Annotated in this window: 8 protein-coding genes; 5 read left to right on the top strand and 3 right to left on the bottom strand. The window is 69.0% G+C overall.

Translation table 11 applies throughout. The features are described 5' to 3' along the window. Both ABFX55_RS33825 and ABFX55_RS33820 read right to left on the bottom strand, forming a co-directional pair. Nucleotides 1-1,014 (bottom strand): hypothetical protein, encoded by a 1,014-nt coding sequence (locus ABFX55_RS33825; protein ID WP_346126718.1) that lies wholly within the window; start codon nucleotides 1,012-1,014, stop codon nucleotides 1-3. 59 nt (nucleotides 1,015-1,073) lie between these two features. After that, nucleotides 1,074-2,183 (bottom strand): glycosyltransferase family 4 protein, encoded by a 1,110-nt coding sequence (locus ABFX55_RS33820; protein ID WP_346126717.1) that lies wholly within the window; start codon nucleotides 2,181-2,183, stop codon nucleotides 1,074-1,076. A 94-nt stretch (nucleotides 2,184-2,277) separates the two neighbouring features. On the opposite strand from ABFX55_RS33820, the gene ABFX55_RS33815 reads away from it, so the two are divergent. Continuing rightward, nucleotides 2,278-3,363, top strand: a complete 1,086-nt coding sequence (locus tag ABFX55_RS33815; RefSeq protein WP_346126715.1) for a DUF1972 domain-containing protein — start codon at nucleotides 2,278-2,280, stop codon at nucleotides 3,361-3,363. Continuing rightward, a complete protein-coding gene (locus ABFX55_RS33810) occupies nucleotides 3,360-4,235 on the top strand; it encodes a phosphotransferase (RefSeq protein WP_346126713.1) in 876 nt (291 codons plus the stop codon). Before ABFX55_RS33815 ends, ABFX55_RS33810 begins: the two co-directional genes overlap by 4 nt. Nucleotides 4,236-4,275: 40 nt before the next feature. Here the strand turns inward: ABFX55_RS33810 and ABFX55_RS33805 are convergent, their stop codons facing one another. Continuing rightward, entirely contained in the window at nucleotides 4,276-5,178 is a 903-nt protein-coding gene (locus ABFX55_RS33805) for a sulfotransferase domain-containing protein (RefSeq protein WP_346126711.1), read from the bottom strand. Nucleotides 5,179-5,333: 155 nt separating this feature from the next. Between ABFX55_RS33805 and ABFX55_RS33800 the strand changes: the two genes are divergently transcribed. The 3 genes from ABFX55_RS33800 (at nucleotide 5,334) to ABFX55_RS33790 (ending at nucleotide 12,656) form a co-directional block, all read left to right on the top strand. Continuing rightward, entirely contained in the window at nucleotides 5,334-6,548 is a 1,215-nt protein-coding gene (locus ABFX55_RS33800) for an O-antigen ligase family protein (protein WP_346126709.1), read from the top strand. 75 nt (nucleotides 6,549-6,623) lie between these two features. Continuing rightward, the gene (locus ABFX55_RS33795) at nucleotides 6,624-8,267 is read left to right on the top strand and encodes a PQQ-binding-like beta-propeller repeat protein (RefSeq protein WP_346126708.1); all 1,644 of its coding nucleotides are present in this window, start codon (nucleotides 6,624-6,626) and stop codon (nucleotides 8,265-8,267) included. 204 nt (nucleotides 8,268-8,471) lie between these two features. Continuing rightward, nucleotides 8,472-12,656 (top strand): LamG-like jellyroll fold domain-containing protein, encoded by a 4,185-nt coding sequence (locus ABFX55_RS33790; protein ID WP_346126706.1) that lies wholly within the window; start codon nucleotides 8,472-8,474, stop codon nucleotides 12,654-12,656. The last annotated feature ends 47 nt before the right edge of the window (nucleotides 12,657-12,703 follow it).

Raw genomic sequence — 12,703 nt, 5'->3', positions numbered from 1 at the left:
TCAGTGCTGACTGCTGGAGGAGCCGGTCCCCGCGTCGACGGACACGCCGTTCTCGCCCGGCTTGCTCCTGGCGACGTAGCCGAGCAGCTTGTCCCTGTCGTAGACGGCGGTGACGTCGTCCTCCTGCTCTTCGTCCAAGGAGGGGGAGGGGGCAGGGGGCGGGGTGGCGGCGGCGGGTGTCTTCGAGGTGCGCTGGCGCTGGCCGGTCCCCGTGGTCACCCGCTGCGCGGTCGCGATCGGATTGGTGGCCCGCAGGAAGGCGATCACGATGGCGAGAAGCAGGCCCACCGCGAGTCCGATGCCGGCGTTCTTCGGCGCCTGGCTGGGCGTGACCCTGAGCGGGTTGGCCTGGTCGACGAAGCGCACTCCGGAGCCGTACTGCGCCAGGTCGATGGCCGCGTCGCCCTCCTTGAGCTGGAGCTGGACGAGAGCCTCGCCCAGGGTGACGGCGGTCGTGCTCCTGGCGGGGGCGCGTTTGAGCTCGGTCTCGATCCGGGCGCGGGTGCTGCGGACGCTCTTGAGCAGCTTCTGCTGCTCGCGCTGGGCATCGGCCTCGGTGAGCATCTGGTAGGCGGCCACCACGGCGTTGGCGATCTGGGCGGCGGACCGGTCGGTCTTCGCGGTGACGGTGACCTCGACGATGCCGCCGTTGGTGCCGGGCTTGGCCTCCACGGCCTTCCTGAGGTCCTCCAGCCCGATCTGCATGGCCTGCTCGGTCGCGAGCAGCTGCCTGGCCTTGTCGAGGACACCGGCTGATTCGGTGAAGGCGGCGCGCTGGCTGGTGTAGGCGATGTAGCTGCTGTCAGAGGAGACGCCCTGGCGGAGGAAGGTGGTGCTGCGGGGGTCGGTCACGGCGAACTTCGCGGTCGCCTCGACGCTGGTGAAGACGTAGACGGTGGCCAGCCCCCCGGCCAACCCCGCCAGCACGACGAGCAGGAGCGAAGACCACTTGTACCGCCATAAGGCTTCGAGGAGCCCGACCTCGCGGTCCTCGTTGCTTCTCTCTGTCACCACGAAGCCCGCTCTCCCCGCCCTCGTCCATCTTCACGTAATGAAGCGGCCTAGGGGCGATTCTAACCACGAGGCAAGTTACCGAAAATGGCCGTTCTGACCTCCTCCTGGTATCGAGCGAGGCTGTACCGAGATAATGCCTCAGACTGGCCTTTTGCCGCTATTGTCTGAGCCAGCGCCCAGTCATTCAGCAGGGTTTCGACCGCGTCCGCCAGGGCGGCCTCGTCCTTCGGCGGGACGAGCAGCCCTGTCTCCCCGTGCGTGATGATCTCGTTGAGTCCCTGGACATCGCAGGCCACCACCGGGCGGCCCGCCATCATGCCCTCGACCGCCACCAGGCCGAAGGACTCGCCGTGCGAAGGCACGAGCACGATGTCGGCCTCGGCGAGGTGCTCGTCGACGGAGTCGCTGAACCCGGCGAAGGCGACGTTAGGACCCGCCTGCGCGCGCAGTTCGCGCTCGAACCATTCGTAGCCGGGGAAGACGTCCCCCACGACCACGAGCGACACCTCACGACCGCGCCGGGCCAGGAGGGCCGCGGCGCGCACGGCGACGTCGCTGCCCTTGCGCGGTGACAGCCTGCCGACCATGACCAGCGCGCCGCGCGGCGCCCTGGCGAGCGGGGCGGACGCGGGCGGGGCGACGGCGTTGTGAACGGTGACCGTGCGGGCCCTCGGCGCTCCGTCGGCCACGATCCGCGCGCGGCAACTCGCGCTGTTGGCGATGGTGACGTGGGCCAGCCGGGTGGGCAGGCTCAGCGCCCGCCTCATGGGGGACGGCAGCAGGTCCTCCGCCTCATGGACGTGGCAGACGACCCGGGCCAGCCCCGCGAGCCTGCCCGCCGCTGTCCACCAGGGAAGGGTGAGGGTGTTGACGTACAGGACGTCGGGCCTTCTCCTTCGCAGGAAGGCCACCATCGCGGGCATCCTCGTGGCCAGGAGCGCCGCCAGCCTGATCAGCCCTGCCGGGGACAGATAGGCCTTGCGCAGGACCGGAACGTCGAGCACGATCACCTCGGCCCCCGCGTCGCGGAGCCGGTCGCACAGAGGGCCCTCGGCGGGCACCGTGACGACGACCTCCGCGTGCCCTGCGAGCGCCCAAACGGATTCCAGCAGCATGCGGTCCGAGCCGTACAGATCCGGCGACGGATGAGCCAACACCACGCGTTTCATGCTCTTGATGTCCCCGGCCTTTGATTAGTGTTTAGGCTGGCACGCCTATTTTGTCATCCTCGATGGCTTATGAAGGGGAACAATGCGTATTGCCATGATTGGCACCCGAGGTGTGCCCGCGCGGTACGGCGGGTTCGAGACCGCGATCGAGGAGATCGGCTCACGTCTGGTCGCCGCAGGTCATGAGGTGCGGGTGTACTGCCGAGGGGCGGAGAGCCCACAGGGTGAGTACAAGGGCATGCGGCTGGTCCACCTGCCCGCCGTACGGCACAAGGCGCTGGAGACCCTCAGCCACACCACCCTGTCGGTCGCGCACCTGCTGTTCAGGCGAACCGACGTGGCGCTGGTCTTCAACGCGGCGAACGCGCCCCTGCTCCCTCTCATCAAGCTGGCGCGCATCCCGGTCGCCACGCATGTGGACGGGCTGGAGTGGAAGCGCGCGAAATGGAACGGTACAGGCCGGCGCTACTACCTCGCGGCCGAGCGGCTGGCCGTGCGCTGGTCTCGCCAGATCATCGCCGACGCGGTGGCCATCCAGCACTACTACAGGGACCGCTACGGCGCGCCGAGCGTCATGATCCCGTACGGGGCGCCCATCCAGGACGACTGCGACGCCGGGCTGTTAGCCCGCGAGGGATACCAGGTCGGCGAATTCCACCTGGTGGTGGCGAGGTTCGAGCCCGAGAACCACGTCGATCTGATCGTCGAAGGCTACACAAGGAGTTCGGCCAAGCTGCCCCTGGTGGTCGTGGGATCGGCGCCCTACGCCGAGGAGTACAGCAGGCGCATCTCGGCGCTCGCCGAGAAGGACGAGCGGGTCAGGCTGGTCGGCGGGGTTTGGGACCAGGACCTGCTCGACGCCCTGTACGCCGGATGCGCCAGCTATCTGCACGGGCACTCGGTCGGCGGCACCAACCCTTCGCTCCTGCGCGCCATGGGTGCGGGCGCCCCCGTCGTGGCGTTCGACGTGGTCTTCAACCACGAGGTCCTGGGCGACAGCGGCGTCTTCTTCGCCGGCCCCGACGACCTGGCGGCGGCGGTGGAGGCGGCCGAGGCGTCGCCGTCCCACGCGCGCGAGCGAGGAGACAGCGGAAGGGAACGTGCCAGGACGCACTACACATGGGACGACGTCGCGGCGCGCTACGAGCGGCTCTGCCATGACCTGAAGGCGGGCGCATGAGCGGAAGGTTCGTCCGCTATCCACCAGGCCGCAGCAACGTCTGGATCCCGGTGGACGACGCGCGGTCCTGCGCCGCTGGCCTGTCACTGCTGACCTTCTCCAGACCGACGCCGCTGACCGCGCAGCGGATCCTGCACGCCGGCGCCCGCCTGGCGGGACCGTGGATCCTTCCCGGCCGCCGCGAGTGGTGGGACGCCGAGCCGTGGCGGCCGGTGCTCAAGAGCGCGGAGGAGTCGATCGGCCCCTTCGACGGCTACGCGGTCTACCACCGGCCCCAGGCCTCCCGCGAGGGAGCGGCGCTCCTGCTGCTCAGGTCGGGGCGGCCGGTGGGCTTCCTCAAGGCACGCGCGCGGGCAGGGGAGGTCGAGCGCGAGGCCAAGGTCCTGCAGATGCTGGCGGGAGGCCGAAGACCGGGGTTCCGCGTGCCGGAGCTCATGGGCACGGGCTCGGCGGACGGCATGGCCTGGCTGGTCATGTCGCCGATGGAGCCGATCCCCTCCAGGCCCGCGAGGAACGTTCCCGCGGCCGAGGTGGCGGCCCAGATCACGAGCCTGCTGGCCGGACTGCCGCGTCCCGAGGGGGTCGCCGCCCACTGGGAGCCGATGCACGGCGACCTGACCCCGTGGAACCTGCGGATGACCAGGGGCCCGGTGCCGTGGCTGATCGACTGGGAGGACGCGCGCCATGGTCCGCCCGGTGCCGACGAGGTCTACTACCTGGCCACCAGGGCCGCGGTCTTCGGCGGAGCGGTCACTCCGACGGATCATCTCGAGGCCGCCGACTACTGGCGGACCGTGGTGATCGCCCGCCAGGCCGACGACAGAGGGCTTGCCCGCCGCCTGCTGGCGGCGCTCGACAGGCTCGGCGGCTAGCGCGCCGTTCCCGCCCGCACCCGCTCGCACGGCGGAGGTCTCAGGGGGCGGTCCAGTCGGGGAACGTCCTGCCCAGCATCTGTTCCAGTTCGGCGTTGTGCGGAGCGAAGTGCTCGGCCAGCCTGGCCCGCACCTGATCTGTCATGTCCGACTTGGGGGCGGGGTTCCACACCCGTCCAGCCGAGGGGAGAGGGGCGGAGGGCAGGCCGAGGAAGGCCGCGGCGCCGTCGCAGGCCTTCTGCGGGTCCTTGTAGAACTCCTCGCTGGTCAGGATGTGGAACCGGGCGAGAGGGAAGTGCTCGAACCAGCGGCGCAGGCAGCGGGCGTACTCGCTCTGCGCGACGTAGGACTGGTGCTCGTGCGCGTAGCTGGAGTAGGCGGGGTCCGTGACGAGACGCTCCTCCTCTCCCTCGGTCCTCTGCTTCTCGGCCTCGAGCGCCGCCTCGAAGTCGAGCGGCTCGGCCGCGCTGCGGACCCGCTCCCGGTAGTGGGAGAAGGTTCGCTCGACGGGATCACGCAGGATGAGGAGGATGCGCGCGTCAGGGAGATCCTTCGCCGCCCGCTCGGCGGCCAGCGGGTGGTGCAGGTAGTAGGGCGAGCCCTCACCTGTGACGACGGGCCCGCCTGACCTGCGGGCGGCTCTCGCGCGGGTGAGTCTGCTGGGCAGGTGCGAGCGGTACCACCGCAACCCGCGACTGTAATTCGAGTCGAAGAAATGCACGCCCTTGGTGTGATTCGACTTGGGGATCAGGCCCGCCGCGGGAAAGAGCGGAACGACGCGGGGGTGCTCGAGCAGCGCATAGTAGAAAGAAGTCGAACCGCCGCGTTTCGCCCCGATCAGCAGGAAGTCGGGGTCTGGGCGGAGGTCGGCGGTGGCCATGCCGTACAGGCGGAACCCGGCGCGTCCCGCCTCGATTAACGGTTCGGGCAGCAGATCTCGCATCCCCATAAAACAGGCCCTCTCCCTACATTTCGCCGCCGGCGTTACCGTCGTATGCTGACACACGCAGCGCGATCGAACGGTCCAAAACGGGGTGCCAGGTGGAGACAGCGCGTCACCGTCGATCGCGTCCGGCCTGGTGGCCGACGCTCGCGCCGATGGCGCTCATCCTGGCGAGCGAGTACAAGCTCAGGTCCAGAGGGATCGGCGAGGCGATCAGCGGTGGGGTGGACACCCAGATCCTCGTCGAGATCGGGGCCTACGGCCTCGTCGCGGTCTATCTCTACCGCAGGTTCGGCATCAGGTCGCCGCGTCGCACGGCTTCGATCGCCCTTGTGCTGGCGTGGATCTTCGCCCTCTACGTGGCCATGTCCGTGATGTGGACGCCCTATCCGCAGTTCGCGGTCGTCCGCGCGGCTCAACTCCTGGTGACAGCCAGTGTCTGCCAGGTCGTCGCCACGAGGGCGACCAGGGAGGACCTGCACAGGCTCGCCCACGCCTTCATCGGCCTGGTCGTGGTCTCGGTGGGGATCGGCGTGGCGATGCCTCTGCAGCGGACGCCGAACACCCAGGACCGCTTCAACTGGCTGTACGTCCATCCCGTGACGGCCGGGATCTTCCTCGGGATCGCGCTGCTGCTGGCCGTCGCCTTCCTGCTGCCAGGAGGGCCCCCTCGGCGCTGGCGCAAGGGTTTCTACCTGATCGCTGTGGGGGTGACAGGGGCGGCGCTGATCGCGACAGGCACTCGTGGCGCGGCGGCGGGGTGCGTGGTGGGCCTGGCCGTGCTGCTGCTGTGCTCCCGAGGCCCGCGGGGCAGGGCGGAGATGCTGCTGTTCGTCATTCCCGTCGGCGCGCTGGCCGTGCTCGCGTTTCCCGACGAGATCATCGCGTTCGCCACGAGGGGCGAGTCCGCCGAGCAGCTGGAGTCGCTGAACTCCCGTACCGACCTGTGGACGCTGGCGCTGGACGCCGCCATGAAGCAGCCGCTCTTCGGCAACGGGATCTCCTCGGCCCGTGGCCTCTTCCTCGAAGAGATCGGGCTCGGTGGCGGGCACAACGCGTTCGTGAACATCCTGGTCGAAGGCGGGGTCGTGGGCGTGGTGGCGTTCGCGGGGCTCTGCTTCGCCGTCATGGTCGTCCAGCTGTCGCTGACCCGGGTCAAGGAGGTGCGCGCGGAGGCGGCGCTGCTGCTCGGGCTCATGGCCTTCCTGCTCGTGGACGCGCTGACCGCCGAGATGATGGCGGCGAGCGCCAACGTGGCCTCCATCTGGCTGTTCCTGATCATCGCGTGGACTTGTGTGATCGCCGGTAAACCAGCGGGGCTGGAGAAGCGTCATGGTGACGATCGGACTCAAGTGATCGCGAGGGGCTAGATCTCGCAGCCGCCATCGAAGGACCGCATGGCCGCGCTGCGACCAAGGCGTGCGGTCCAGCCCTGAGGGGGGTACATGCGTAAACGACTCATGGCGGCGGGGATGGCCTGCTTAGGCCTCTCCATGCTGCTCGTTCCACCGATGTCGGCAGGCGCCGACACCACGCCCGCTCCAGGCGAGCCCGCCACGGTCACCGCCGACGCGCTGCCGACCTGGCAGACCGACGGGGTCGTGCTGGCGATGGAGATCGTCAACGGCGTCGCCTACGTGGGCGGCAACTTCGACCACGTCAGGCCGCCGGGCGTACCCCGAGGCGGCGCGGGAGAGGTGGCGCGTACCGGTCTCGCGGCCTTCGACGCCGCGACGGGAGCTCTTCTGCCCTGGGCGCCCGTCGCCACCGGCCCGATCTTCACCGACGACGTCGTGCAGACCGAGTGCGACAACCTCGGCGGCAACCAGTACCGCTGCGACACCGTCTGGGAGATCAAGGCCTCACCTGACGGTTCACGGCTCTACGTGGCGGGCGACTTCGGCAAGATCGGCACCGAGCGGCGCTACCGCATTGCGGCCTTCGACACCGCGACGGGAGCGCTGGACCCGGACTTCGCGCCCTCGCCCAACAGCCGGGTCAGGGCGCTGGCCGTCTCGGACACGACCGTCTTCGCCGGGGGTCATTTCACCGCCGTCAACGACGTCACCAGGACCAGGCTGGCCGCCTTCAACCGGGCGGACGGGGCGCTGCTGCCCTGGGCGCCGACCGCGGACAAGCGGGTCATGGCCATGGTGCTCTCTCCGAGCGGCACCAGGCTCATCGTGGGCGGCGACTTCAACAGGATCAACAACATCTGGCAGCACGGACTGTCGGCCGTGAACGTCAGCAACGGCACCAAGGCGAGCTTCCTCAGCAACGACATCCCCTACAACAACTCCAACAGCCGCTCCTGGGTCACCGACCTGGTCACCGACGGCACCAGAGTGTTCGCCAGCGCCGACGGCGTCGGCACGTTCGACGGCCGTCTCGCGGTGAACCCGGAGACCGGTGCGCGCATCTGGATCAACAACTGTCTCGGCGCGACGCAGTCGATCTCGGTGATGGACGGCGTGCTCTACAGCGGCTCGCACGCCCACCGCTGCGACATGCAGACCTACTACGAGGGCAACGGCTTCCCCGAGACCCGCCCGCACAGGCGCTTCCTCGCCGAACCTGCGGACACGGCCCAGGGGGTGAAGCAGAGGGTCCTCCACTGGTTCCCCAACGCCCAGCCGGGCACGACCTACCCGTTCGTCCAGGGGCCGTGGACCATGGCCAACGACGGCACCCATCTGTGGGCGGGCGGTGACTTCACCCAGGTCAACGACGTTCCCCAGGAAGGCCTGACCAGGTTCACCACCCACGACGTCAGCCCCGACGTCACCGGTCCCGTGCAGACCAACTTCCAGGCGCCCACGGCGGTGGCCAACGGTGGCGGCAAGGTGACCATCACCTGGGGCGCGACCTGGGATCTGGACAACCGCAAGGTCCGCTACGAAGTGGTGCGCAGCGACGGGCAGGTGGCCTGCACCGCGGAAGCCAACAGCGTCTTCTGGACGCTGCCGAACCTGTCGTGCGCGGACCTGGGCAGGGTTCCCGGATCGGTCTACAAGTATCGCGTTCGCGCGATAGACCCGCACAATAACCGTATTTCCAGCCCGAGCTCTCCCGACGTCACAGTGACCTGACAGATGGCCCATTCCCGCCCGGGTTGGATCGCCAATCCGGGCGGTACGGCACGCTGCCCTCCGGTGTCATCGACGTGGAAAAACGCGCCGGATTGTTACAAAATTCTACTAATCAGGGTCTCCTCGTCTTTGTAACGCCATATTACGATTCGCATCCAGCGTGACCCGTGAGGGCGCGTTATTCCCTGAGATGTAGGAAAAATCGTGATCAAAGCGCTTTTATCCAGGACCGCGATGGCGCTCATCGCGCTTCTCGCGGTGACACTGGTCATACCAGCGGCCCAAGCGGATATCGATCCCGAACAGGGGACTCCGGAGACCGTCAGCGCCGACGCCCTGCCCACCTGGCAGATCAACGGAGTCGTCTGGAAGATGGCCACCGTGGGCACGACCGTCTATGCCGTCGGCAGCTTCTCCAAGGCCCGTCCTCCCGGCACCAACCCGGGATCGGCCCAGGAGGTGAACAGGTCGAACATCCTGGCCTTCGACATCACCACGGGCAACCTGCTGCCGTTCAACCCCGCCCTCAACGGCCAGGCGCGGACCATCGCGGTCGCCCCCGACAAGTCCAAGATCTATGTCGGCGGAGACTTCACCACGGTGAACGGCCAGACCCGCAACCGGGTGGCCGCCTTCGACGTGGCCACGGGAACGCTGGACGCCGGCTTCGCCCCCTCGGTAGGGAACGTCGTCCGAGCTCTGGCCGTCAGCAACACCACGGTGTACATCGGCGGAGCCTTCTTCAACGTCAACGGCTCGACGAGATCCCGCCTCGCTGCCGTCTCGCGGTCGAATGGCACGCTCCAAACGTGGGCGCCGACCACTGACGACGAGGTGTTCGCGCTCCTGATGTCCCCCGACTCCAGCAGGGTCATCGTGGGCGGCAAGTTCCAGTCGCTCAACGGCGTCACGAGGGTCGGCATCGGCGCGCTCGATCCTGTCACCGCCGCCTCGCTGCCGTGGAGCAGCAACCCGATCCCCGCCCGCCAGGGGACCAACTACTCGATGACCTACGACCTGGTGACCGACGGGACCAACGTCTACGCGGCCGCCGACGGCGAGGGATGGCACTGGTTCGACGGCCGCTTCGCGGTCGAACCCAACACGGGCGACCTGCTCTGGCTCGACAACTGCTACGGAGCCTCCTACGGGGTCTTCCCCATCGGACAAGCCCTCTACAGCGTGGGCCACGCACACGACTGCGTCTCGATCAGCGGCTTCCCCGAGGTCTCCCCGACGCGCTGGCAGCGGGCGCTCGCCACGACGATCTACCCCACCGGCAACGACCCCGCGCCGCCCTCCAACAACAGCCAGTACAGCGGCCAGCCCGTGCCGACGCTCCTGCACTGGTACCCCACGGTCAACGCCGGCAGCTACACGGGCATGAACCAGGGCGGCTGGGCGCTGACGGGCAACTCGCAGTACCTCGTCATGGGCGGCGAGTTCACCACGGTCAACGGCGCGCCCCAGCAGGGACTGACCCGTTTCGCCGTCAAGGCCGGCGCCCCCAAGGACTCAGGCCCCCTCGCCCTGCCCACGTTGACGCCGAGCGCCGTCTCGCTCAACGCGGGCACCGCCAGAGTGAGCTGGCAGGCCACCTGGGACCGCGACCAGGAGAAACTGAAGTACCAGATCCTGCGCGACGGCGGCTCCACGCCGATCGGCGAGGTGGAGTACAAGTCGAACTTCTGGACGCTGCCCTCGCTGGGCTTCATCGACACCGGTCTGGCCCCGGGATCGACCCACACCTACCGCATCCGTGCCGTCGACCCTTCGGGCAACACGGTCGGCAGCGGGACCTCGGCGCCGGTGACGATCTCGTCGTCCGGCTCCATGAGCGCCTACGCGCAGAAGGTCGTCGGCGACGGCGCCGCCCACTACTGGCGCCTCGGCGAGAGCAGCGGCGCGCTCGCCTACGACTACGCGGGCTTCCTCGACTCGACCCGCGAGGCAGGGGTGGGCCACGGCTCTCCCGGCGCGATCAACGGTGACACCGACGCCTCAGCGGCCTTCAACGGCACGGGCACGGGATTCACCAGGACCCTGTCCATGGAGAACGCGACGACCAGCTTCAGCATCGAAGCCTGGATCAAGACCAGTTCCACCAGCGGCGGCAAGATCGTCGGCTACGGCAACGCGGCGACCGGCGACAGCTCCAACTACGACCGCCACGTCTACATGGACAACGCGGGACGCGTGTGGTTCGGCGTGTATCCGGGCGGTGTCCGTACGGTCAACAGCTCCGCGGCCTACAACGACGGGCAGTGGCACCACATCGTCGCCACGCAGGGCTCTGGTGGCATCGCGCTGTACGTCGACGGGCGCAGGGTGGCGCAGGACGCCGGCACCACGGGCGCCCAGCCATACGGCGGATACTGGCGCGTCGGCGGCGACAACCTGAACGGATGGCCGGCCCAGCCCACCAGCCGCTACCTGGCCGGTGACATCGACGAGGTGGCGATCTACCCGTCCGCCCTGTCCTTGACCAAGGTCAACGAGCACTTCGTCGCCAGTGGCAGGACGAGCACCCTTCCGCCGAGGCCAGCGGACGACTACGGCAGATCGGTCTACGACGACGAGCCGAGCCTGTACTGGCGCCTCGGCGAGGCGAGTGGGACGGTGGCCGCCGACTCCGGCCAGACCGGCACGCCCGGGACCTACACCGCCACCGGCGTCACCTACGGGCAGCCCGGCGCGATCACCGGAACCGGCAACCCCTCGATCACGGTCAACGGCGGCAGGGTGATCTCGACCGCGCCCGTCTCCAACCCGACCACCTACTCCGCCGAGCTGTGGTTCAAGACCACCACCACGAGCGGCGGCAAGCTCGTCGGCTTCGGCAACGCCGCCAGCGGCACCAGCGGGAACTACGACCGCCACGTCTACATGGGCAACGACGGCAAGCTCACGTTCGGCACCTACACGGGCGCGTTCAACCTGATCACCACGCCGACCGCCTACAACGACGGCCAGTGGCACCACGTGGTCGCCACGCAGGGCTCGGGCGGCATGACGCTGTACGTCGACGGCGCCGCTGTCGGCACCCACCCGCAGACCAACGCCGAAGGCTACACGGGCTACTGGCGAGTCGGCGGCGACAATCTCAACGCCTGGCCCGCCAGGCCGTCCAGCGACGACTTCGCGGGCACGCTCGACGAGGTGGCGATCTACTCCGCCACGCTGAGCGCCGCCCAGGTGTCCGAACACTGGCAGAAGGGCTCGGGCTCGGGTCCTGCCAACCAGCCGCCCACGGCCTCCTTCACCGTGTCGTGCGAAGACCTGGAGTGCGCGTTCGACGGCACCGCCTCCGACGACGCCGACGGCACCGTGGAGGGTTACGCGTGGAACTTCGGCGACGGGCAGAGCGGCACAGGGGCAGACGCGACGCACACCTACCAGGTCGCAGGTGACTACACGGTCACGCTGACCGTCACCGACGACGACAGCGCCACGGGCCAGAGCAGTCAGGTGGCGGTGCCCCGCCCGCCGGACAACCCGCCGTCCGTCCTCGCCGCGGACGCCTTCTCCCGTACGGTCAGCGGCTCGCTCGGTAACGCCGACACGGGCGGAGCGTGGAGCCTCCTCGGAGGCGGCGCGAACTTCTCCGCGGACGGCAACGCGGCCAAGATCAACCTTCCGGCGACGACCGCGGGCCCCCGCGCCTTCCTCGACTCGGTGTCGAGCACGGACTCCGACGTCACGTTCAAGGTGTCGGCGGACAAGACGGGAACCGGCAACGGCACCTACATCTGGGCCGTCGGCAGGCGGGTGAGCGGCCAGGGCGAGTACCGTGCCAGAGTGCGGCTGCTGCCCACAGGGGTGGCGCTGGCGCTCACCAGGATCACCGCGCCGAACACCGACAACCTGCTGACCACCGAGCAGCTGATCCCCGGTCTGTCCTACGCGGCGGGGGATGTGCTCAGGATCCGGCTCCAGGTCACCGGCACCTCGCCCACGACGATCTCGGCGAAGGTCTGGAACCAGGCGGCGGCCGAGCCCGCGGGGTGGCAGGCCACGGTGACGGACGCCACGGCGGGCATGCAGGCGCCTGGAGGGGTGGGCCTGGCCTCGTACCTCTCGGGCACGGCCACCAACCCGCCGGTACTGCTGACCGTGGACGACTTCTCCGCCACGAGCACGGCATCGGGGCCCACGGCCGCCTTCACGGCCGCGTGCACCGCCCTGGCGTGCTCGGTCGACGCCACGGCCTCGACCCCGGGTTCCGCGCCCATCGACTCCTACACCTGGAGCTTCGCCGACGGCCAGGTCGGGAGCGGGGTCACCGCCCAGCACACCTACGCCCAGGCGGGCACCTACCGCATCACCCTCACGGTGACAGGAACGGACGACCGCACCAGCGTCTCCACACAGACGGTGACCGTTCCCTGATCATCTGATCCGACGCGTACGGCTCGCGGCTCCCTGCGGAGTCGCGA

The organism is Nonomuraea roseola (assembly GCF_039535395.1).
Taxonomy (GTDB): Bacteria; Actinomycetota; Actinomycetes; order Streptosporangiales; family Streptosporangiaceae; genus Nonomuraea; species Nonomuraea roseola.
This window is presented reverse-complemented; position numbering and strand designations above follow the sequence as displayed.